Here is a 23634-nt window from a genome sequence, read left to right as displayed (position 1 = left end):
TTTAGCAATTTAGCTGATAGCGACGATAAGCTGAACCGTTCCTAAGAGACGCCGAAAAAGTTGAACTTTCGCAAGCGATTTTAGACTCCTTTGGTATGTGAAAAAGTAATTTCCCAATACACTTACCAACTTAGAAGGAAGATTACATAGTTTGTATATGATAAATGTATTTATGTTTTATTTACAGATTTTTTGAATGAGGACTCTTAGTCAAGAGTGTTGCTTTTAGCCAATGTATAGAGCCTTGAACTTAAAAACATTAAATTTTAATAAATAAAAATCCGATAAATAAGAATGGTCAATCTTACCATGCGCAGTCTATTAAAAATCTCATAGTACTGGTGGATCCAGCATCAGTGGGAGGTAATATGAGAAATGAAGAAGGGAGGAATCCATGTCTAGCTTACTATGTATAGTTCCTTAGACTTGTATCAAATCGGGTCTAAAGTCTGGCAATTGTTTAGAATTTGTCTAGGTCTCTATATTATAATGATCGGACACGTCATATAAATATGGCGAATTTGGTAACTTTCTGTTGTAAGCGGCGAAGATGACCAAAGATGAAGGGAAAAAGTTACTGGCCGCTCCCAAATTTTTTTTAGAAATGGAGGAGATTTTCGTATTGAAACAAAAAAGCAGTTTAGGTAAAACTATGCTATCTTTCTGCCTGGCAGTTTTGCTTGTCTTGCAGACAGTGGTATTCCCTGCTGCTGCATATGCGGATGACGAATCCGGCTCGCAGAATGCGGCTGAATCGCCTTCGGTATCTGAGGCGGTGTACGGCACGCCAGACCAACCGTCGTCAGCACCTGAGGCGGTGTACGCTCCGCTGTTCACTTTCGCGGCGATGACGGCAAATCTGACGGACAAAACGGCGGTGCTGGCGAACGCCAATCCGACGTTCAAGCTCACAGTGAAGCAGGGTAACCCTGAAGCTGTGGTTCCTGCAGGGGGCGAGATTAACGGCCGGGAGAATTTTACCCTTGAACTGGATAGTATCGCTGTGCCGACCAAGGGCGACGATCTCAATGCTCCGCCCGAAAGTGTGATTCAGCAGGGGGATTATGCCGTCCTGGATAAGGCGACCTACTTCCCTGGTGTGAATTTGGCGCCTACAGCTCCTATGCCAATCAATCAGGGCGGACTGAAAATTGCTACCGTCCAATTTTTTGCCGATTCAATCAAAATTACGTTTGACGGCACAGGAGTATATGACGGCAGTAGACGCGACGTCAAAATCGGCTTTTCCGCTGCTGCTAGAGCAGCAGATCAGACCCCTGGCGGTGGCGGGGATACGACCATTTTCGGAGATGGCTATAAGTTTAAAAACTCTGATTTGGTGCCCGAGTATACCATTACTGTAAGCTCCTTAAGCAACGGCGGCTATGACAGTGGGATTAACAGCCCTTCTTTTCAAGAGGGTACCATTACGTGGCGAGCGGTAGTAACTGCCACTGACACGGACGATAAGACCATCCCCATGCGGCTGGATGGGTTGACTTTCTCTGATGAGCTTGCGAACGTCGGTGTATATGTACCTGGGTCCCTCACTGTGGATGGAAATGTGGCAGATCCTGATTATGCTGCTGATCGTACACTTTTCTACAAGTTCCCAGACGTATCCACTGTAGATAACGTCAAAAGCACGGCGACTATTACTTTCAAAACGTGGATTCCTAAGAGTAGTTATTACTATGAAAAGAACGGCAATTTTGCTGATCAGTATGGATGGAACCGCATTGATAATACCGCAAAGCTTTTGGGTGACGCTACCGATGTAAAGGCTTTATCAAATACCCATCGGATTGCTATACGCCCCAACTGGATTGCGGCGAGCGGCAAGCCGGGCAAGAGTGGGAACGATACGCTCATCACGTGGACGGTTGAGGTCAACAAGAGGATTAACAATAACGGTGTACTGTCCAGAACCGGCTTGCAAAACGTTAAGATTACAGACGTCCTGCCCGACGGGACGGAGTTTGTTTCCGCAACCTATAAGAATGGGGACAGCGGTACGGATACCCCAATTACCCGTAACGCCGCAGGGGAGTACGAGATCGGAACCGCCATCGGCGGGAATCTGGACGGGCCCCTCTATATGACAGTTGTGACGAAGGTGACAGACAGCAGCAAGTCAATCTTCGATTACAAAGCGCGCGCAAACTGGGAATTGGATGTGAAGGATGAAGGAACTGCCATCCAGAACAACGATGCAACCGGCTGGGTCGCTCCTGCTGCCGTTGTGGACACTGCACAGGTTAGAATTGGCGCACATGCCTTCACGAAAAGTGCGACCACAACCACCGCGCTGCACAACGTCGCAGGCACCAAGTGGACGATAAACTTGACGCTGCAGTACAATCTGGATGCTCCAGTCGTCTATGATTTGCTGGTTCACGGCGATTCTCTCGATGTACTGAATAATCTGGATGCCAATCCTAAGGTAACGTCGACAACTCTGGATGCAATCAAGAGCCAGATCGACACCAAGCAGCTTTGGCAAAAATACCGTGAGAATACGTTGACTGTGAGCAATGGGTTGAATGGTGAAGTGATCCCCTTGACGGTGAACGGCGAGCGGGTGGCGGACCTTATCAAAGTTACCGGGTACAAAGGAGATGTACCAGGGAGCGTTTCCTTTGAGTCTGTCACTACCAACCCGGATAACCTGTTCCGCCAGGATAACGCTGGAAACACATGGAGCAACCGGGGACTGCTCTTCGACGGTGACGATTATGTGAGTCGCGCCGAAGCCAACACCTCGAACCTTGTGCGGATGCTGAACAAGGAGATGCTGTATGCGAACACGGCGGGTTTAGAGGGGGTTGCAGCCGATTGGAACCGAAACTATTCAGGCCAATGGAGCGACAGCATATGGAAAAGAACGCCCGTGGCCAGCGACCCGAATTGGTATATGGACAACTCCCGTCCTGACAATTACGTCTTGGCAGGCTATGACCGCAAGGATAGAACGGTCACCTTCCGGCTGGCAGTAAACATGCCAGGCTTCAATACGGAGGAGATGGCCAAGGATGGCGGCACCCGTGTAGCCAGCGACATCAAGCTGGTGGATGTATTGCCGGAAGGCTGGGAGTTTGTAGATTATGCTCCGGGCGAGGCTTATAGACTTTATAAAGGTGGTACCGGCTATAGAACCGATGGTAAAGGCGGAAGTGGTAGATATGCACAGGCCATTTCAGTCATTGCGCCGGGTACGCCTCAGCATGTGGTGAGCTTTACCAAGGATGGCAATGAAGGAACCTTCACCTTTTCCAAGCTGGAGAGCCCCTACGTCATTCTGGTGAAGGCGCGTCCAACCAATGCTGCGCTTGCCTCCTACAAGCTAGGCAACAATAACGCTGGGGAGAATCAGGCTGTGTTCTCCATGAAATGGGGAGACAAGCCGTATAGTGCTACCGAAGCTCACAGAATCATTGTGCCTGTGCAGTCTCTGAGCAAGACGGTGCAAAAGCCTGTTTCTGGTGTACAGGAATGGACGGTGAATTACACACCTCCGTTCGAGATGAAGCCGGGCGTTTATCTGCTGGATACTCTCGCCAAAGGTCTGAAGCTGCGCCAAAATGCGGAGGGTGGCCTATCCCTCGAACCTTCCGACATCGCTGTCTATCCCGGCAAGTTGAAGCCGGATGGCACTTTAGAGCGTAACGGAGGACCGCTGAATCTTGCGGATCCGAATAGTGAGGTGAAAGTCACCGCAGGCACAGACCCGGCAACCGGGGGATCGACGCTTAGGTTTGATTTTGTCGATCCGAACAAGTTCTATCAGATCGTTTACCAGACCGAATCCCAGGGCATGCAGCCGGGAACGGCTGGGAATTCCATCAAGCTGATGGGTGATGATTTCCTTCCGCCGATCGGAGCGCAGAGCAGTATTATGCTGGACGCGAACGATGTAGCGGGAAGTGCCAATGAAAACGGCCTGCTCTTCCTCAAGAAGGTCGGTCCCGACGGTACAACACCGCTGAAGGATGTAAAGTTTCAGTTGCTCAATCCTGACGGTACACCGGCCAGGGATAAAGAAAATAATGTAATGGTGGAAAAAATGACGGGCACGGACGGCAAAACGAATTTCATTATTCAGGTGCCAGGGGATTATTTGCTCAAACAGACATATATTGATCTCCTCACTTACTTGCCTACGACTACGATATACCGGGTACGTGTCATCGATGCGCCCGGCAAGCCTGTCCTTGTTGATGGACAGAAGGTGGAATCGAACAATCCGCTGATCGTTCCTACACCGGCCGAAGGCAAGCTGACCATCAGCAATAAGGTGGAAGGCAACGGCAGCGACCCGGACAAAGAGTTTGAGTACACCGTGACCTTCAACGGCGAAGGCAAGGACGGAGAGTACACCTATAAGAGGCCAGATAATACGTATGGCAAGATCAAAAGCGGTGACAAGATTACCCTCAAGCACGGACAAACTGCGATGCTGCCGATATTGCCTGCGGGTCTGGTTTATACCGTAACCGAGGGCGATTATACGACCGTTGACGGCTACACGACTGATCCGGAGACGAGAGAATGGTCCGGAACAATTGTGAATAAAGGTGACCACAAGGCGGACTTTGTTAATGAACGGGTTGTCAACAAGCTGACCATCAGCAATACGGTCATGGGCAACGGCGGCGACAAGGCAAAAGAGTTCGAATACACCGTCAGCTTTGCGGGTGTAGGTAAGGATGAAAGCTACTCTTACGTGAAGTCGGACGGCGACAAAGGTTCGATCAAGTCCGGCGGTACCCTCCGGCTCAAGGATGGAGAGACACTGGATGTTTTGGACCTGCCTAAGAATCTAACTTACACAGTTACCCAGAAAGACTACACAACCGATGAATACATGACTACTCCTGGGGAGCGTTACTATACCGGAGTCATGAAGGGTAAGGATGAAGTTGCCCCATTCAAGAACATGCGAGTCATGACGGGGAGCCTGCTAATCAGCAACAAGGTTCAAGGTAATGGTGGTAACAAAACGAAGGCGTTCAAGTACAAGGTCACCTTCACAGGCGAGGGAGCAAACGGCTCCTACTCCTATGAGAAGTCGGACGGCAGTAAGGGCACCATCAAAAGCGGGGATACCTTTGAGCTTAAAGATGAGGAATTGTTCATTGTGGAAGGACTTCCTACGTATCTCCAATATACGGTGACCGAAGATAATTACACGGACGACGGTTATGTGACAGATCCTGCTAGTCTCATTCGCACGGGTACCATTCCGGTGAAAAGCGCGGCTGAAGCACACTTTGTGAATACCCGCCAGCTTCCAGTTCTGGAAGGCGTGCTGCGTGACAACAACACAAGAGAAGTCATTCCGAATGCGTCCATCACAGTGACCAATCTGAAGACAGGCGAGAAGCAGACGATTCAGACGAATGAGAAGGGTGAGTATTCGGTCATTGCCGAGGCAGCTACCGACTACACGATCACATTTACGAAGTGGTATCCGGTAGGCGGAAAGGATGTGCCTGTCGAGTTCACGCAAAAAGCAAATGTGGACAGCAGTGTGACGGACGAGACCGTTCCGGCTGATATTACGGCGGTAGGTATTGTGCTTCTGAAGCAGCCTGAAGGGCAGACTTCGCTGCTGGACAGCAAGCTCGCTGGCAAGATGCACATCTACTTGCGGGATGCCAGCAACCAGTATGTAGTGGATAAGAATGGCGCTCCCAAAGCGTTCAACCTAGAGTCGAACGGCGTCTTCTCAGCGGACGGTTTAGCCGCGAAGACTTACAAAATGGAAGTGCGCTACGAAGTGGCGCCAGGTCAAGAATTAACGGTCCTTCAAGCGGATCTGGATGTGAAGGCCAACGGGGAATTGAATATTTCCCAGGGGCTCGTTGACCCGTATGGCATCATTACGGATGCAACAACCGGCATGGTGATTGAAGGCGCTGAAGTGACGCTATATTATGCTGATACGCCAGGAAACACAGCGAGCGGCATCGTGCCGGGCACGAAAGTAACGCTGCCAGCGATTCCGGGCTTTGCACCGAATGATAACGCCAGCCCAAGTCAGAACAGTGACGCAAACGGCGCATATGCATACATGGTATTCCCGAACACGGATTACTATCTGGTTGTAACCAAAGCCGGGTATGATGCGTACACAAGCCCAACTATCTCGGTCGGAAGCGACATCGTACGCCACGATATACAGTTGAAGCCGATAAGTTCCGGCGGCGGTGGTGGCGGCAATAGCGGCGGCAGTGGCGGCGGAACTGGGTCCGGCAGTGGCAGTAGCGGTACCGATAACAGCGACGACGGAGCAGGCAACGTGAACAACGGGGCAAGCAACGTGAACAACGGAGCGAGCAACGTCGACAACGGAGCAAGCAACGTCGACAACGGAGCAAGCAACGTGAACAACGGAGCAAGCAACGTGAACAACGGAGCAAGCAACGTGAACAACGGAGCAAGCAAGGTTAACAGTGGAGCAAGCAACGTCGACAACGGAGCAGGCAACGTGAACAACGGAGCAAGCAACGTCGACAACGGAGCAAGCAACGTTAATAACGGAGCAGGCAACGTGAACAACGAAATCAACAAAGGCAACAAAGGCAACAACGCAAGCGGTAGCGTCGACAATGAAGTCGCCAATGGCGATTACGAGCTGGACGATGCTCCGAAAACAGGGGATAGCAGTCCATCGCCAATCTTCTATATGGTTTTGGCGCTGATATCCTTGATTACGATTGGTTTCTGTTTACTCAGCGGCAAGAAGAAAAAGCATATTCAGTAACCGGAAAGGCGGTAAGAAAATGAGTAAAACTAAAAAAGTTCTTATCGCCGTTTCCTTCCTTGTATTGGTATTCTCTCTCGCCAATATAGCGAGAATTTTCCTGTGGGGTTATGCCGATCAAGTGAAAATCGAAGAGTTAGCAAAAGTTTGGGAGGAACAATCGGACAAAGGAGGAGGGGAGACGATCCCCTCCCCTTTGATTACGAAAGCGAATGAGCCGGTCATGCTTCCCGAATTTCGAGAGCTTTACGAGAGAAACCCGGACATCGTCGGTTGGCTGAAGATTAACGGCACCCGAATTGAGTACCCGGTTATGCAGAATCCACAAGATGAGCAGTACTATCTCGATCATGATTTCGATAAAAAGAAGAGCAAACTCGGTCTCCCCTTTTTGGACGAGCACAGCCGAATCAACGGTTCCGATATTTTACTGATTCACGGACATCATATGAAAAACGGCTGGATGTTCAAAGATTTGATGAAGTATAAGCAAGAAAGCTTCTATAAGGAGCATGCTACGTTCCAGTTCAGTACACTTTATGAAAAGGAAGAGTATGAGGTTGTTGCCGTTATTCTGTCACAGGTTTATCGCAAATCAGATGATGTATTTAAATACTACCAGATTGAGAAAGTAAGTACGCCCGTCGAGTTCGATTCGTATGTTCAGAACATCCAAAAACTTGCTCTATATGAAACGGGTATAACCCCCCGTTATGGCGACAAGCTTATTGTACTGTCTACGTGTGAGTACTCGACCGAAAACGGTCGGTTAGCGGTGGTTGCCCGAAAGCTTAAATGACGATGTTGAAACATGGAGCCAAGCCTGGTTTATATCGCGTTCTCCCCTGGAGGACGCGATTTTTTTTACGCTTCTTTTGATCCAGTTTAGGTGCCCTTACTTTTTCCGATGGACCCGTTATGCTGAACCTTAGGCAAATTTTTGCTTGAGGTGGGCATAATAGATTCATTGTGTGTGAAAGGAAGGGGCTACACGACAAGGAAATGGATCTTCCCTATGTAATTTTACCTGAAGAACAAGCACCCAATGGTATAGAGCATTGTGAAATTTGCGAGCTATCCAAGCAGCGGAATCGTGTCATCTGGGGTGAAGGAAATCCGAAAGCTCCACTTATGATGATTCTGGATAATCCCGGAGCCCGGGAGGATCGGGAAGGAAATTCGTTTTTATGCGGTACCCGAGAAACACTACAATACGGCATGAGAGAGGCTGGGATAGACGTAAATGATGTTTATGTCACCTATTTGCTAAAATGCCGACCGATGCGTGCCTATAATAAACCCGAGGCTAGAGCGGCGTGTCTCCCTCATCTACAGATACAGCTTTTTCAGAAGCAGCCGCTTGTATTATTTGGATTTGGTAATGTCGTAGCGGGAGCCATATTTACAAATAAGGAGGGTGCCAGTGTCAAGGAGTTACGAGGCAGCTGGTATGAGTTGCAGGGTACGCCCATCAGCTTCACCTATCACCCGCTTGCAGTAAGAAGACGACCCAATTTACTTAGGTTCTTCGTAGAAGATTTGAAAGCTTTGAAGGAGAAGTGGAAAGAGATTCAGCTCAAGCAGGATATAGATTGACGAGAGCATTATAGAAGAGGGGCTGGTTGTGCCAGCCCCTCTTTCATTTCCTTTTCTCCAACTCTGTTTTTAAGCGCTTATTTCCAGGATTCAGGCAAGAAGTAGGTAGATTTAGGATGGACAGTCTTTATAATGGAAATAAGATGTATATTTTATAGGGCTAAGGGGCGATAGTCATGAAACCGACGCAAGAGATAGAGGCGCTGACGGCAGAGATTGCCGATGTGGCTAGGACGTCCTTTCGCACTCTGTTTGAAAATGGCGAACGTTACTATTACTGCACGCTATTTACGACTGGAGAGGGACATGCGCCAAGCATCTCTGCCTGGTCATGGGAGGCCTTGGAGAGGGAAGCGGCCAGGCAAGGAGACGAAAGCGACACGCCGGGATCAACGATGGCGGAACTCATCAAATGGTCCTATGCCGATTCACCCTATTGTTGTTTTAGAGATGAGAACTTCGATGATGTTAAACAATCGTTTATGGAGCGTCCTTCCATTGCGGAGCTTGAGGCTGACGAATGGAATCGTGAATTTGATTCGAGGTTGAAGGCCATGGAGCTAGCGATGAAAAGGCTCGATGATGAAGGCGTATTTGCCTTGAATCAACCGCGAGAGTCTGTATGCGTCCTTGTCGAGGTCATGCCGCCAGATGAGATCAATACCGAAATCGCCCTACGTTTGAATCGGGCGGAGTCTCCGGCTATGCAAGCATGGCTGGCGGAAGCGGCAGAGTAAGGGTATTCGCGTTTCTTGAGGGAGAGTTGTAAAATGCCTAATGAAAACCAAAAGAATATTTTAGTTGAGAGAACAAATTGCATTCTTTATTATGCGGGATCGACCCTATTGAACGAACATAGTGCAGGCTGGATCGGTGGGAATGCACCTGAATTTTTTGATGATCAAGAAGACCTCATCCAAGAAGGTAACCCAAAATATGTTTTTTACTTGAGCCTCGTCCATCCCTTTAAACCGGAGAGCATGATTTCGGTCTTCATCCCTGAAGACTATGAGGAGTATTTGGAAAATAACATTTATCCTAATTGCTCGATCAAGGTGATTGAGCATCCCATTTCGACTGAAAGCGTCAAAGATATGTTTACTAACCCGGGTCTTATAAAGCATGCAATTTCAAACGGGGAACTAAGCCATGACGAAAAATCGATGGATCAGCCTTTTTTGATCAAAGTAGGCGGAAACCCAAGACTTATTCAAAATGAAGACTATTATTTTGCGAAGCTGAAGGAGGAATCATTCTCTTTTTTATTTCAGGTAGATGAAGATGGCTACCCGGAAACGTTGCTTCAGGAGGATAACAATTATCCTTTTGGTTTTGGATCACTATATATTTTCGCCAAAATGGGGACGACTGAGATACAACATCCAGTAGCAGGTTTTTGGCAATTCTCTTGATATAGCGTAGGGACCCTCGGGAGGACTTGAACGGCGGTGAGCCCATCAAACGATTTTCGGCGTGCGTATGCCCCATTCGCACAAGCAGGCAGCCCGCCCCTGGCGTAAACTGAATTATAATCAGTGAGCGAGGTGAACTTCCATGGCACAATCCAAAGAGATGCGTGCACGGGCTAAGAAGTTTCAAGGCCGTCCGGTCTGTGTCACCCTGCACAACGGAGAGACTTACGTCGGCTACATCACTGACGTTAATCGTGGCGGGTTGGTACTTGCGAGTGCTGGAGCTCCCCCACGTGCTTCTTTCGGGAAGCAAGATTCCCGATCTCTCAAACGCAGAGCTGGTGCGCATGCCCCAGGCGTCCGTCTCGGCAACCGGAGAAGCGGCGCACGCAAACCATCTGGCCGTTCGCGCTCCCGCAAGCCGGATGCCAAGGTGTCGGCATTCCTACCGATGATGGGCTCGCTGTTCGGCGGACTTGGTGGACTTGGCGGTGCCACTGCGGGCGCAGGAGGGCTTGGAGGTATGCTCGGCGGCGGCCTACGGCTGTTCGGTATGATCCAGAAATTTGTCCCTGTTGTGAAGATGGGCTACGGTATGATCAAGTCCATTCGCCCATTTCTCGGCGCCGTTAAAGGCTTGATGCCCTCGGCTAGTCCGACCACGCCGAATAACGAATAATCGTTAACCTGTGGGCTTTAAGCTCCCTTTGGGTGGTCAGAGGGGGCTAGTCCACAAACCATTACGACTACCACTGTCTAATCCAGATTGGCTTGAACTCGCAATAACCCATTTCTTTTAGTAAATCCCAGGCATGATCCAGAACTTGAGGTCTCCCCTGAATCCAAAGCTCTTGTCGTTTTGCCATCAAGTAAGAGATGATTTCAGCGATATGCTTGGGTTTACCCAGATGAATGACAGTTTCCATTCCATTAATTTGTGCTGAAATGTCATAAAAGGACCAAGAAGTGTGAGGCTCTTCTTCAGGAGGGGCTGCCTGGAAGATTAACGTAATTTTGATGTTTTTATTCTCTTTCGGAGATAGGTTTAGGATGAAGCGAGACCCGCCTGAGTACCAATAAACGAATGCATAACCGTCAACCGTAATATTTCTTAATTGGCTTTTCATTATTTTCCCCCTCACTATATGTTGGTTAAAAGATGATCGGCACCTGCGACTCACCTTTGATTTAATTATGGCGTGGCAGAGCCTGAACATTCCGAAATCGAATTTACGAGGAATCCGAAAAATGTAAAACGCTACTGATGTTCCGTTGTCAGTAGCGTTTTTGTATATTAGGAGTATTATTTTACTTTTTCTATTTAATCTTTTGAATTAGTGACTGATTGGCAACGTATAGTAATTAAATGCTTGATCCAACAAGGCACTGGCTTCTTGACGCTTCAAAAGCTGTTTGGAGCGGAAGTCTATGGAGCCGTCTAAATTGATCTTGGTATTCGGGTCCATGATACCCTGGGAAACAAGAGCTGTGACTGCTTTAACTGCCCAAGCATCCGTTTCGCCACTCAATTTAACCTTAATTCCAGGCTCAACCTGTTTCAGGTTCTGGATCATTACCGCCGCCATTTGTCTAGTGATAGGAGAATTAGGCTGATAATTACGTAGTCCAGCCATCATCTGCTTCTTATTCGGTTCAATCATGAAAGGTTGTTTATACCACCCGTGGGCGCGCAGTAGCACTTCTGAGAATTCTCTCTGAGTCATCGTTCCTTTCGGATCGAAGAGGTTGGCTGACTTTCCGCTCATGACTTCCAAAGCATTAAGGTTGTTTATATATGAAATATATTTACTATCCGCAGGTACATCAGAAAATGGTGAATCAATGTTTATTTTTTGCGCATAAGCAACGAGGTCTGGGAGCTGCATGTAATACAAATATGCAATATGGCCTGCTTTATTTTTATTAAACGTCAATTTATTACCTGATTCATCTTCAAATAATAAAGGGTGAATCATTTTTAGTGTATGTTTGCCTGATGTTCCTGTCTCCATTATTAGTTTCCCGTCCGAATACGAAACCTTCGTCCTTAAGGCAGCGATACGCGTGTTTTGGTATAATCCCACGTAGTCTTGGGCCTGCTGCTCACTTAATGTCGCGTAGGTTGACTTTGGAACCTCTGATTTCCTCGGATAATAATGATTCATAAATTCTTCATACACGTCAAGACTCATCATGGAGTCGTTATTGTAGGACATGTACATCGCTGTATTCTTCTCAGGCAGAATAACAATCAAGGAAGAATGCCCTGTAACATTCCCTCCTTTTAGAATCACATGCTGATTATTCATCTTCTCTTTGAAGTAGCCTTCGAATCCAATTGTTGTAACCGGGAACTCCTTGTCAGGGAATAATTGGTATGTGTGCATTTGCTCTATGCTCTTTGGACTCACCACTTCTTTACCTTTGTACTTGCCCTTGTTCAGGTGCATAATGAGGTACTTTGCCATGTCATCTGCTGTTGAAACGATACCGCCTTCAGGTTTTTCCGTTGGTTTAAACCCGTCCAAGGGAATCAGTTCACCTGTTGGTCCATAGTGAGCAGCCATTCTGCTTAACAATTGGGGGGTAAACCGCACACTCGTCGAATTCATGCCTAACGGTTTGAAAATATTCTTTTCCATATATTTGGAATATGACATACCGGTTACGTTTGCTACTGCATATCCCGCTAACATGAAACCAAAATTGTCATAAGTGTACGCTTCTCCTGGAGACCTGACCACAGTTGGCATATTTGATGCAATGTACTTCTTCATTGGAAAATATTTGTCCGCGTATTCTGGATGCATTTCCATGAGAATATCTGGTTCATCAAATCCACTTGAATATGTAAGTAGATCAAACATCGTCAGTTTTTTTCCTGTTTTATTCGGAACCTTTATTCCTCCTAAATACTCTTGGATATCGTGTTTTAAATCCATTTTCCCTTTATCGACCAACTGCATAGCTGCCAATGCAGTGAATGACTTTGTAACAGAGCCGATTTGAAAAACGGTATTTTTATCAACAGGGATTTTTTTGCCCTTGTCGGCATACCCGTAACCTTTGCTTAGTATCACTTTCCCACCTGCGACGACCACAAAATTAGAACCAACGGTATTAAACTTTTTCATTTTGTCCGCAAAGACACCATCTGCAAAAGCCTCTAGTTCCTTGGCATCTCGCGGCCCCTCCAAGCTAGCCTTTTCAGATGCAACTGGTATGTTAACGGGTGCGGCAACTGACGCGCCGTTGGGTGCCATACATGCGGTAGTTATCGTAGTAGATAATAGTAGAACCGCGAGAATGGTGTAAATCATTTTTTCCATGAATGGTTTCTCCTTGAAATGTATTTTTGCCTTATCGTCCGGCAAAACCAAGTATGGCAAAGGATTTGTCATACCAACAAGTTACATTTCGTCACCCACCATACCAAATCACTCCAAAGTGTCATATGACAATTAGGCACTAGGTTTTAAAGGGGCTATGAACCCCTTCACTTCAATTTCTTCTTTACCGTCTCTCCTTCAATTAACACGGGCTGATAATAGGTTTGGTTGCTTAGATCCTTCTTCCCTTGTAGTTTCTTAATAACCCAGTCGGCGGCATCACGGCCCATTTGTTCCTGTGGGTGTGTCAATGTTGTTAGTTTGATGTTTGCATTTTTGGAAATATAGGAATTGTCTTGGCCAATAATGGACAAATCTTCGGGAACGGATATACCAAGTTGTCTGCATACATGTACAACTTCTAGTCCGACCTCGTCGTTATAGCAGACAATTGCGGTTAAATCGTCTCTTTGTTCGGTCAGAAATTTCTTCAAGTTGGTGGATAGGTCCTGCTTCGTTTCTGTATAGAATGAGAGCACTTGCTCGGGGTGAAACCGTAATTTGGCTTCTCCAAGCGCTTTGATATAGCCCTTCATTCGATACTTTCCTTGTAAATCGTCCATTTTGGCAATGATGCCAATCTGTGTGTGTCCGTTAGCGATCAATTCTTTGGTTGCCAGATAGCTGGATTGTACGTCATCGAGACAGAAGTAGGGAACCTCCAACTCTTCATAATAGGCATTAATCATGATGAATGGAACATCCTGTTCCTTGAACGTCAGATAGTAAGCGATATTGGGATTATATAGATTGCTCTTCGTAGGCTCAATGATCAAACCATCGACACCAAAGGACAGCATCATCTCCAAAGCTTTCTTTTCCTGTGCGACATCATTATTGGTACTGGCTAATAGTAATGAATAATTATCTTCGTTCAATCTGGCTTCAATCCCGCGAATAATAGAGGGAAAGATGTAATCAGAGATGTAGGTTGTGATGACTCCGATGGTTTTATTGCTGGAATTGCCACCGGTTTTTGACCGAAATTGGTTGCTGACATAGGTGCCAGATCCTTTTTCACTTCTTAAGAAACCTTCGTTGGATAGTTCCAAAATAGCCTTCCGAACCGTCTGGCGACTAACTTTATACTTATCCTGCAAAGCCAATTCCGTTGGAATTTGTTCTCCTACGCTGTATGCTCCTGAAAGAATGTTGCTTTTTATATCCTCAAGGATAACCTGATACTTTGGTTTCACTTTATTCCTTCTTTCCAAGTTGTTCTAATACTAATTGATGCATCCATAATATTTGTATGTACATATTTTAGCATAATTATGAGTTTATTATAATCTATTGTCCTATCTGTATAAATACTAAAGATAAAATAGAAAAATACTCGGTTCGTCAAAGTATTTGTAAGTATAACTATGGTTTTTTGTTGACAAATGTACGCACAAAAAATATACTAATGCTGTAAACAAAAGAAAGCGCCTTCTTTCAATTATTGCGATTATAACAGTTGTTCAGAGAGAGGAGTAACGTGAGCATGGATCAAGACATTAAACAAGCGATTACTAAGGGAGAAACCTCACTTGGTATCGAATTTGGATCCACACGTATCAAGGCAGTGCTGATTGATCATCGTTTTGAAACAATCGCATCTGGAAGCTATGAGTGGGAAAACCTCTTGGTAGATGGATATTGGACATACAACTTAGAGAGCATTATTACAGGTCTACAAGAGGCTTATCGTGAAATGAAACAAGAGGTTGAACAAAAATACGGAATCACCCTTCATACGGTTGATTCTATAGGATTCTCTGCAATGATGCACGGCTATATGGCTTTTGACAGCAAAGGTGAATTACTTGTTCCGTTCCGGACTTGGCGGAATGCGACGACCGGTGCTGCAGCAAAAGCTTTAACTGATAAATTCCAATTCAACATTCCTGAGCGATGGAGTATTGCTCACTTGTATCAAGCGATATTGAACGAAGAACAACATGTTCCTCATATTGATTTTATTACGACGTTGGCTGGATATATTCACTGGCTGCTGACTGGCAACAAAGCCATTGGCATCGGAGACGCTTCGGGGATCTTCCCAATTGATGAGACTACACACGATTATAACGAGTCGATGGTTAAGCAATTTGATGAACTCATTGCAGCCAAAGGCTACGATTGGAAATTACAAGACATTATTCCTAAAGTTCATATCTCGGGCGAGCAGGCAGGTGTACTAACCGCAGCGGGAGCCAAAATCTTAGATAAATCTGGCGATTTACAACCAGGTATTCCGCTTTGTCCTCCAGAAGGTGATGCGGGAACAGGAATGGTCGCTACGAATAGTGTGAGAAAACGTACTGGCAACGTGTCTGTGGGAACCTCGGTTTTTGCGATGATTGTATTAGAGAAGGACCTTTCAGCGGTATATCCGGAAATTGATCTGGTGACCACACCGAATGGTAATCCGGTCGGCATGGTTCATGCCAACAACTGTTCAAGTGATCTCAATGCTTGGCTGGGCTTGTTCCGTGAATTTTATGAGGCCATGGGGCAAAAGGCAGACCCGAATCAATTATTCAGTGTGTTGCTGAACAAGGCTTTGGAAGCAGACCCAGATGGCGGCGGCTTACTTAGCTACGGCTATTTGTCAGGAGAAAACATCACCGGAATAGAGAAAGGCCGGCCATTGTTTGTCCGTTCTCCTGAGAGCCGTTTCAATTTGGCCAATTTCATGCGCACTCATCTGTTCACTGCGTTTGCTGCTTTGAAAATCGGGATGGATATTTTGACGAAGAAAGAAAATGTCGCAATTGACAGCATTCTGGCCCACGGTGGTTTATTCAAAACCCCTATCGTTGGACAAAAAATTGTCGCGGCAGCTATGGATGTTCCGGTATCCGTGATGGCAACAGCTGGAGAAGGCGGAGCGTGGGGTATGGCTATTCTGGCTTCTTACATGATGAACAAGGATCAGCAAGAAAGTCTGGAAGACTTCCTCGACCAAAAAGTATTCAGAGATGTTGAGGGACAAGAAATTCATCCCAACGGTTCCGATGTTAAGGGATTCGAAACATTCCTAGAACGCTACACACAAGGCCTGGCGATTGAGCAGGCTGCAGTAGATAATCTAGTGGAAAACTGGAGGAATTGACGTGTTAGAGCAGCTGAAAGAAGAAGTATTTCAAGCCAATCTGGATTTGCCTAAACATGGACTCGTGAAATACACCTGGGGTAATGTAAGTGCGGTTGATCGTGAGCGTAGCTTATTCGTTATCAAACCAAGTGGTGTTAGCTATGACACGATGAAACCTAGCGATATGGTAGTTGTTGATTTTGACGGCAATGTTGTTGAAGGAGAGATGAGACCTTCATCGGATACACCGACTCATGCCGTACTTTACAAGCACTACGCAGAGATCGGAGGTATCGTGCACACGCATTCGACCTGGGCGACGATTTGGGCTCAAGCAGGCCTGGATGTACCTGTAATGGGGACTACTCATGCAGACACCTTCTATGGTTCTGTTCCCTGTGCTCGTTTCCTGACACAAGAGGAGATTGATCGTGGCTACGAAGCCGAAACCGGCCGTGTCATCATCGAAACTTTTGAGCAGCGCGGGCTGGATGTTTTAGCAGTGCCAGGTGTCCTGCTTAAGGGTCACGCTCCCTTCACTTGGGGGAAAGATGCGAAATCCGCAGTTATGAATAGCGTCGTGTTGGAAGAAGTTTCGAAAATGAACTTATTCGCACGGGAATTGAATCATTTTGCTGAAGAATTGCCGCAGCGTATTCTAGATAAACACTATTTGCGCAAACATGGGAAAGACGCTTACTACGGACAAAAATAAGACCAACTAAACTAACAAACGAAGAAAAGAGGATGAATGTTATGTCAACAGTAGGTACAAAACAGTTCTGGTTTGTCGTAGGTTCACAACATCTGTATGGAGAAGAAGCATTAGCAGAAGTCAAAGCACACGCACAAGAAATGACCGATGCCCTAAATAAGAGCGGCGTTCTGCCTTATCCGCTTGTATTGCAGGATCTGGCAGTTAGTGCAGACAAAATCACCAGCCTTATGAAAGAAGTCAACTATCGCGACGAGGTTGCTGGTGTCATCACGTGGATGCATACCTTCTCACCTGCAAAAATGTGGATTCGCGGTACCAAATTGCTGCAAAAACCGCTGCTTCATTTGGCTACTCAGTATAATGAAAGCATTCCTTGGGCTACAATTGACATGGACTTCATGAACCTCAACCAGGCAGCTCATGGTGACCGTGAATATGGATTTATCAATGCCCGCTTGAAGAAACAGAATAAAGTGGTTGTAGGTTATTGGGAACGTGCGGAAGTGCAAAAGCAAATCGCCGAGTGGATGGATGTAGCGGTTGCTTATAACGAAAGCTTCAATATCAAAGTTGCCCGTTTTGGCGACAATATGCGTAACGTTGGTGTTACGGAGGGTGATAAAGTCGAAGCCCAAATCCAATTTGGATGGACCGTTGACTACTTCGGAATTGGCGACCTTGTTCAGTACGTCAATGCTGTGAAGGAAGAAGAAATTGATGCTTTGTTCGCAGAATACTCCGAACTCTATGAATTTGATTATGGTACTTACAGCAAGGAAGCTTGGGAATCCAGCGTAAGAGTGCAAGCAAGCTATGAAATTGCTATTAAGCGATTCCTGGATGATGGCGGCTATACTGCCTTCACAACAAACTTTGAAGACCTCTACGGTATGAAACAGCTCCCTGGTCTTGCCGTTCAACGTCTGATGGCACAAGGATACGGATTCGCTGGTGAAGGAGACTGGAAGACTGCAGCGCTCGATCGCTTGCTTAAAGTCATGAGCCATAACCAATCCACTGGCTTTATGGAAGACTACACCTATGAATTAGCAGCGGGTCAGGAGTCGATCCTTCAATCCCACATGCTTGAAGTTGACCCAACGTTGGCAAGCAACAAGCCTAAAATCATCGTGTCTCCGTTAGGTATCGGCGATCGTGAAGATCCAGCCCGTCTGGTATTTGACGGTAAGGCAGGAGACGGTGTAGTTGTTTCCATGGCTGACTTTGGGACACATTATAAACTGTTGATCAATGAGGTTACTGCATTTGAACCAACAGTTCCTGCTCCAAAACTCCCAGTGGCTCGTGTACTGTGGAATGTAAAGCCAAACTTCCAAGATGGAGTCAAAGCGTGGATTGAAAACGGTGGTGGTCACCATACTGTGGTTTCCTTGAATCTAACTACAGACCAAATTGTTGCTTATGCCAAACTGGTTAACCTGGAATACGTAATTATTAAGTAATTATAGTTCATCTATACAAGCATTGGGTCAGTCCTCAAGACCCAATGCTTTTTATTGTTTCTCAGAGGATTTTTAATTCATGAGGATGTGATACTATGGCGAATTTACCATCTGCGGCAACAAAATTGGTTATGGTTGAAGGTATACCTGGCTCTGGAAAATCTACATTATCCCAATATATACAGGACACCTTAAACACGCATCGAATAGAATCAGAGCTATTTTTAGAAGGGAACTTACGACATCCCGCTGATTATGAATCGGTTGCATGTGTACCGAATGAGGAACTTGATAGGCTCCGGTCTAGCTATGCCGATGTATTTCATGATATTGATCCGTTTGTATCTCTAAACGGTAACGACTCTTTAATCGCATACGCGCTTGCGCAGCAATCAGCCCAAAATCAAATTCCCTCTAGTTTGTATGAGGAAATCAGGCGCTATGAAATTTACGATGGAATACCCGTAGAAAAATATTGCGAGTTGATGGTTCAACGTTGGAGTTCTTTTGCTAAAGAACAGCGAGAAAAGGATAAGCTAGTCATACTTGAATGTTGTTTTTTACAGAACCCAGGGTGTGCATTACTCGCTCGACATGATGCTGGAAATGATCGATTTATTCAGCATGTATTACAGATTGCGGGACAAATTCAGGACCTAAATCCAATTTTGTTTTATTTGAAGCAACCTAATGTTCGTGAGACGATTGAACGAGTGAAAACGATGAGGTCTCAAGAGTGGCTAGATTTTGCGATTTGGTACCATACGGAGCAGGATTATGGAAAGAATAAGGGATTGCACGGATACGAAGGATATATCCAGTTCCTTGAGCATCGACGAGAGCTAGAATTGCGCATTATTGAGCAGCTTCCTTTTCAATCTTTTATAATTGAAAACTCCGATTATGATTGGGAAAATCAACAACGGACTGTTTCGAACATCATGATGAAGTGTTTATAATCCCGGGAAACGATAGTTTAATTAGAGAGGGCCATCCTATAAGGGATGGCTCTAAACTTGCTATAAGTTTTTCACAACCACAATCGTAACAAAGTAACCATTTGCAGCAATACTGGCACTTATATATAGAATTTACATACAGAGGAGGTGCAAGAGGTGCAGCGTTGGATTGAGGAAGCTCGGCTAGGCGATCAAATCGCATGGGAGCAAATTGTACAGCATTTCAGTGGGATGGCTTTTTCAGTAGCATATACGAGGTTGGGGGATTGGGGTCTGGTTGAGGATACAGTTCAGGAGGCGTTCGCTGAGGCCTTTGCCAATCTCCATAAATTACAGGAAGCAGAGGCATTCCCTGGATGGTTCAAGATCATCGTCGAACGCCAATGTCATCGTCTTCTGCGCCGGAAGAAGCCCACGATGATGCCGTTGGACGAAGCTATAGTAATGGATGTAGAGAAATATGATGTGGAACTTATCGCAGAGAGAAGGGAATGGCATCAAAAGCTCCATCAATCCGTCGAGGGTTTATCTAACAAGTTAAAACTGGCAGTTCAGCTATACTATTTTCAGGGGTATTCGATCGGTGAAATATCAAGCTATCTAAGCGTATCTCCATCCGTGCTGAAAAAACGGTTGTTTGATGCCCGCAATAAGCTGAGAGCTTCGCTACTTGTCACCGACTTTGTATCCATGTTTAACGATATTTATGAAGGAGGAGAGTCAGTGCTACATATAGTTAACGGAGATCATGTCGGTGACAAGCTGAGGAAAGGGAACATTCGTGGAGATATCTTGGTCTGGAGAGAAGTGTATCCGGTAGGTCCAGTTTCCCTTGAAATGAGTGAGCACTCATCGAGAGCAGCTAGAGTGGAATATTTAGAGAAAACTCTCGGTATCCCAGGGGAAGACTATGTGTCCAATTGCAAGACTCAGGAGCAGGTTCTGCATAACTTTCATAAGTATGACGAAGTCGTGCTATGGTTCGAGCACGATTTGTTCGACCAGCTGATGCTAAGCTACTTGTTGCACTGGTTTTCGACGCAGACCCTAGGTCAAACCAAACTGAGCTTGCTGTGTATCGGCAACTACCCAGGTATTGATCCGTTTAGGGGTTTGGGACAGTTTACAACGAAGCAGTTAGAAAAATTGTCAGGCACGTGGCAGCAGATCGGTCAGCAGGAGCTTGAGACGGGCAAAAAAATCTGGGAGGCATATACTTCCCCGGATATAACGCGGCATACTGACATTTTGCATGAAGACACATCTGCCCTGCCTTTTGCTCATGTGGCACTTGAACTGCACCTATCTCGTCTACCTTCCACCATGAATGGGCTGGGCATCGTAGAGCAGACAACCCTGGAACTCATCCAGCAAGGAGTGAACTCTCCACAAGAGCTGTTTAAGCAGATCGGGAACCGAATGAGTGGTCTAGGAATGGGTGATTTGGAGTTTTGGTATCGTTTAAGGAATATGTCGGAACAACCACATGCACTATTAGAGATTCAAGGGCCCCACTCAATTCCTGATCATCAAAAGAAAACAACTCCATCCTTTGACCAATGTGTTGTTGCATTAACGGAAGTAGGGAGAAATATAACGGCGGGGGCACATGACTGGGTGAAGATGAAGGGAATAGACGAGTGGTATGGCGGCTTGTGGCTGCAAGGTGATTTAGCATGGCGCTGGGATTCAGAGAGAAACCAGTTGGTGTATACGGAACCGTATCATAAATGACAACAAGTTCTGGATGTAGAGCGGGCTTAGTTTATATCAAAAGCCCGGTCACATCCTGATACCCCATACTAACCAACAATTCATTACCATTTAGCTCATGCACTTTCTTCACTGTCACATCTAACTCCATACCAAGTATATACTGCAACACTTCAGCAACATACTTAGGTTGGTTAAGATTAATAGAATATTGTTTACCCTCTTTCATCACCCGTAATCCCTCATTCAAAGGGCTACCAGTGACAATTGTATCTTTAGTAGTAAACAGAATTATAAATTTTATATCTTTATTTTCAGAAATAATAGTCAACTTGGATCTACAGTAAATATCTCTGACCGTTCTATAATTCCACAAATACGTATTTCCACTAACTACCATTCTCCTCATAGCACTCTAGTCTCCATTCCTACAAGGATGGCAGAATCATTGCGGATTCTGCTTCTTTAGCATTTCAGTCCGGAAGCCGTTCTTACCTGACAAAAAGAAAATGTTTCAAAAATAGTCTAGGTCATGGGGGATCTTCGCCACCTGTCCCTTATTTTACTTGATTTCTACGCATTGTACAGTTGGCGTACAGGCCCTAGATGAATCACGTGTTAATTCTTGAAATCCTACATAACAATTCCTGGTTATTCATATACATGAACTGTTGATTTAATTATTGGGAAGCTGTAATCCACGGGAGTAACAAAATCAGCTATGTTTCTTATAAAAAAACTGAGTTCAATTCTTATTTTCGCGAAGAAAATTCTCACTTTTTAGCAGAAATGATTTATAATTATCAGATAAAAGTAGATATAATTTTTAAATGATTATATTTAAGTTATAATGGAGATAGAAAAGGTATGTTCCTGAGTGGAGCCTTGCTTCTTGAGTCAGTTAAGCAGGAGGGCCTGCTCTTTTTTGCAAATATAAGAGATAAGGAAGGTTTTTATGAATAGTATTCAGAAAAATACAGACGTTATCTTAATTGGTGCCGGGGTCATGAGCGCGACTCTGGGATCATTGCTGAAAGAGTTAGCACCGGAATGGGAAATTAAAGTGTTTGAGAAACTGGCAAGTGCAGGAGAAGAAAGCTCTAACGAATGGAATAATGCAGGCACGGGTCATGCTGCACTGTGCGAGCTGAACTACACATCCGAAAAATCAGACGGATCCGTAGATATTCGTAAAGCGGTTAATATCAACGAACAGTTTCAGCTCTCAAGACAGTTTTGGTCTTTTCTTGTCAACAGTAATTTGATTCGTAATCCACAGGACTTTATCAGGCCAATACCCCATATGAGTTTGGTAATGGGTGAAAAAAACGTATCTTTTTTAAAAAAACGCTTTAAAGCGCTTTCAAGTGTTTCCCTGTTTCAAGGCATGGAATTTTCCGATGACCCTGAAAAGCTAAAGGAATGGATTCCGCTGATTATGGAAGGTCGTACATTGAATGAACCGATTGCGGCAACCAAAATCGACTCTGGAACAGATGTCAACTTTGGTGCTTTAACACGCATGTTGTTTGACCATTTAAAAAGCAAAAATGTCGAGATTAAATACAAGCATAGTGTAAGGGATATTAAACGTACGAGCGACGGCTCGTGGAGAGTCAAAGTGCATAATCTGGATAACGGAAAAATCGAATATCATACTGCCAAATTCGTTTTTATCGGTGGTGGTGGCGGAAGTCTACCTTTACTGCAAAGAACCGGCATTCCTGAGTCCAAATATATCGGGGGATTCCCGGTAAGTGGACTATTTATGGTATGTAACAATCCTAAAGTGGTCGCCCAACATCATGCAAAAGTATACGGTAAAGCGAAGGTTGGTGCTCCTCCCATGTCTGTCCCGCATCTGGATACAAGATACATCGGTAACCAAAAAGCACTGCTGTTTGGCCCGTTTGCCGGCTTCTCACCAAAGTTCTTGAAAACGGGTTCAAACTTGGACCTGATTGGTTCCGTAAAACCCAATAACCTCATTACGATGTTGGCGGCAGGGGCCAAAGAAATGGCATTGACCAAATACCTGATCCAGCAAGTGATGCTATCGAATGAAAAACGCCTGGAAGAATTACGTGAGTTTATTCCAAACGCTAAAATCGAGGACTGGGAGATCGTGGTGGCTGGCCAACGTGTGCAAGTGATCAAAGATACGGAGGGCGGTAAAGGAACCCTTCAATTTGGTACGGAAGTGGTGAGTTCGGCTGACGGCTCGGTAGCTGCATTGCTCGGTGCTTCTCCGGGCGCTTCCACTGCTGTGCACGTTATGCTGGAAGTATTAGAAAAATGCTTCCCACAGCATATGGACGAGTGGGAACCGAAAATAAAAGAGATGATCCCTTCTTATGGGATGTCACTAGCTGAAAACCCAGAGCTTTACCAAGAAATTTATAATACCACTACAGAGGTGCTGGGTCTGGGCGAAAAAGAACCGCTGCATCATTAATTTTACATGGCTAGTAACTCGATCATTCAAATTATTGTAATAAATTGCACAGTAATCTTACGATACGTATTCAAGTCGCAT

16 protein-coding genes are annotated in these 23634 nt (G+C 45.6%); 12 read left to right on the top strand and 4 right to left on the bottom strand.

What is annotated here, in order from left to right; translation table 11 throughout:
- Nucleotides 1-622: 622 nt before the first annotated feature.
- The 6 genes from OIU26_RS13190 (at nucleotide 623) to OIU26_RS13165 (ending at nucleotide 10453) form a co-directional block, all read left to right on the top strand.
- Nucleotides 623-6766, top strand: coding sequence for a DUF7601 domain-containing protein (locus OIU26_RS13190; RefSeq protein ID WP_436449145.1), 6144 nt, complete (start codon nucleotides 623-625; stop codon nucleotides 6764-6766).
- Nucleotides 6767-6785: 19 nt separating this feature from the next.
- Nucleotides 6786-7565, top strand: a complete 780-nt coding sequence (locus OIU26_RS13185; RefSeq protein WP_165082203.1) for a class B sortase — start codon at nucleotides 6786-6788, stop codon at nucleotides 7563-7565.
- Nucleotides 7566-7768: 203 nt separating this feature from the next.
- Nucleotides 7769-8362, top strand: a complete 594-nt coding sequence (locus OIU26_RS13180; protein WP_264217134.1) for a uracil-DNA glycosylase — start codon at nucleotides 7769-7771, stop codon at nucleotides 8360-8362.
- A 176-nt stretch (nucleotides 8363-8538) separates the two neighbouring features.
- The gene (locus OIU26_RS13175; protein ID WP_264217083.1) at nucleotides 8539-9099 is read left to right on the top strand and encodes a DUF4303 domain-containing protein; all 561 of its coding nucleotides are present in this window, start codon (nucleotides 8539-8541) and stop codon (nucleotides 9097-9099) included.
- Between the two features lie 33 nt (nucleotides 9100-9132).
- On the top strand, nucleotides 9133-9774 hold the full coding sequence (locus OIU26_RS13170; RefSeq protein ID WP_264217082.1) for a hypothetical protein: 642 nt from the start codon (nucleotides 9133-9135) through the stop codon (nucleotides 9772-9774).
- 142 nt (nucleotides 9775-9916) lie between these two features.
- A complete protein-coding gene (locus tag OIU26_RS13165) occupies nucleotides 9917-10453 on the top strand; it encodes a hypothetical protein (protein ID WP_264217081.1) in 537 nt (178 codons plus the stop codon).
- Nucleotides 10454-10520: 67 nt separating this feature from the next.
- Here the strand turns inward: OIU26_RS13165 and OIU26_RS13160 are convergent, their stop codons facing one another.
- The 3 genes from OIU26_RS13160 to OIU26_RS13150 all read right to left on the bottom strand — a co-directional run bounded on the left by OIU26_RS13160 (nucleotide 10521) and on the right by OIU26_RS13150 (nucleotide 14359).
- The gene (locus tag OIU26_RS13160) at nucleotides 10521-10901 is read right to left on the bottom strand and encodes a hypothetical protein (protein WP_264217080.1); all 381 of its coding nucleotides are present in this window, start codon (nucleotides 10899-10901) and stop codon (nucleotides 10521-10523) included.
- Between the two features lie 207 nt (nucleotides 10902-11108).
- Nucleotides 11109-13103: a serine hydrolase gene (locus OIU26_RS13155; RefSeq protein ID WP_264217079.1), complete on the bottom strand. Its 1995-nt coding sequence runs from the start codon at nucleotides 13101-13103 to the stop codon at nucleotides 11109-11111.
- A gap of 167 nt (nucleotides 13104-13270) precedes the next feature.
- Nucleotides 13271-14359 (bottom strand): GntR family transcriptional regulator, encoded by a 1089-nt coding sequence (locus OIU26_RS13150; RefSeq protein ID WP_264217078.1) that lies wholly within the window; start codon nucleotides 14357-14359, stop codon nucleotides 13271-13273.
- Nucleotides 14360-14649: 290 nt separating this feature from the next.
- Between OIU26_RS13150 and OIU26_RS13145 the strand changes: the two genes are divergently transcribed.
- From OIU26_RS13145 to OIU26_RS13125, 5 genes are all read left to right on the top strand, one after another.
- The gene (locus OIU26_RS13145) at nucleotides 14650-16263 is read left to right on the top strand and encodes an FGGY-family carbohydrate kinase (protein WP_264217077.1); all 1614 of its coding nucleotides are present in this window, start codon (nucleotides 14650-14652) and stop codon (nucleotides 16261-16263) included.
- Between the two features lies 1 nt (nucleotide 16264).
- On the top strand, nucleotides 16265-16960 hold the full coding sequence (locus OIU26_RS13140) for an L-ribulose-5-phosphate 4-epimerase (RefSeq protein ID WP_264217076.1): 696 nt from the start codon (nucleotides 16265-16267) through the stop codon (nucleotides 16958-16960).
- Nucleotides 16961-17001: 41 nt separating this feature from the next.
- Nucleotides 17002-18426, top strand: coding sequence for an L-arabinose isomerase (araA, locus tag OIU26_RS13135; RefSeq protein ID WP_016822498.1), 1425 nt, complete (start codon nucleotides 17002-17004; stop codon nucleotides 18424-18426).
- A gap of 95 nt (nucleotides 18427-18521) precedes the next feature.
- Nucleotides 18522-19385 (top strand): hypothetical protein, encoded by an 864-nt coding sequence (locus OIU26_RS13130; protein ID WP_264217075.1) that lies wholly within the window; start codon nucleotides 18522-18524, stop codon nucleotides 19383-19385.
- 156 nt (nucleotides 19386-19541) lie between these two features.
- Nucleotides 19542-21119 carry a sigma-70 family RNA polymerase sigma factor gene (locus tag OIU26_RS13125; protein WP_264217074.1) on the top strand — a complete coding sequence of 526 codons (1578 nt, stop codon included), beginning with the start codon at nucleotides 19542-19544 and terminating at the stop codon, nucleotides 21117-21119.
- A 31-nt stretch (nucleotides 21120-21150) separates the two neighbouring features.
- Here the strand turns inward: OIU26_RS13125 and OIU26_RS13120 are convergent, their stop codons facing one another.
- A complete protein-coding gene (locus OIU26_RS13120; RefSeq protein ID WP_264217073.1) occupies nucleotides 21151-21498 on the bottom strand; it encodes a hypothetical protein in 348 nt (115 codons plus the stop codon).
- Between the two features lie 555 nt (nucleotides 21499-22053).
- Between OIU26_RS13120 and OIU26_RS13115 the strand changes: the two genes are divergently transcribed.
- A complete protein-coding gene (locus OIU26_RS13115; RefSeq protein WP_264217072.1) occupies nucleotides 22054-23553 on the top strand; it encodes a malate:quinone oxidoreductase in 1500 nt (499 codons plus the stop codon).
- Nucleotides 23554-23634 lie beyond the last annotated feature (81 nt).

Source organism: Paenibacillus sp. BT-177 (assembly GCF_025846815.2).
GTDB classification, from domain to species: Bacteria; Bacillota; Bacilli; order Paenibacillales; family Paenibacillaceae; genus Paenibacillus; species Paenibacillus polymyxa_C.
The sequence above is the reverse complement of the archived record's forward strand: the minus strand, read 5'-3'. Positions and strand labels throughout refer to the sequence as shown.

Bases quoted from the DNA above. Each gene is read 5' to 3' on its own strand.
- OIU26_RS13185 (WP_165082203.1), top strand. From the start codon at position 6,786: ATGAGTAAAACTAAAAAAGTTCTTATCGCCGTTTCCTTCCTTGTATTG.
- OIU26_RS13180 (WP_264217134.1), top strand. From the start codon at position 7,769: ATGGATCTTCCCTATGTAATTTTACCTGAAGAACAAGCACCCAATGGT.
- OIU26_RS13175 (WP_264217083.1), top strand. From the start codon at position 8,539: ATGAAACCGACGCAAGAGATAGAGGCGCTGACGGCAGAGATTGCCGAT.
- OIU26_RS13170 (WP_264217082.1), top strand. From the start codon at position 9,133: ATGCCTAATGAAAACCAAAAGAATATTTTAGTTGAGAGAACAAATTGC.
- OIU26_RS13165 (WP_264217081.1), top strand. From the start codon at position 9,917: ATGGCACAATCCAAAGAGATGCGTGCACGGGCTAAGAAGTTTCAAGGC.
- OIU26_RS13160 (WP_264217080.1), bottom strand. From the start codon at position 10,901: ATGAAAAGCCAATTAAGAAATATTACGGTTGACGGTTATGCATTCGTT.
- OIU26_RS13155 (WP_264217079.1), bottom strand. From the start codon at position 13,103: ATGGAAAAAATGATTTACACCATTCTCGCGGTTCTACTATTATCTACT.
- OIU26_RS13145 (WP_264217077.1), top strand. From the start codon at position 14,650: ATGGATCAAGACATTAAACAAGCGATTACTAAGGGAGAAACCTCACTT.
- araA (WP_016822498.1), top strand. From the start codon at position 17,002: ATGTCAACAGTAGGTACAAAACAGTTCTGGTTTGTCGTAGGTTCACAA.
- OIU26_RS13130 (WP_264217075.1), top strand. From the start codon at position 18,522: ATGGCGAATTTACCATCTGCGGCAACAAAATTGGTTATGGTTGAAGGT.
- OIU26_RS13120 (WP_264217073.1), bottom strand. From the start codon at position 21,498: ATGGTAGTTAGTGGAAATACGTATTTGTGGAATTATAGAACGGTCAGA.
- OIU26_RS13115 (WP_264217072.1), top strand. From the start codon at position 22,054: ATGAATAGTATTCAGAAAAATACAGACGTTATCTTAATTGGTGCCGGG.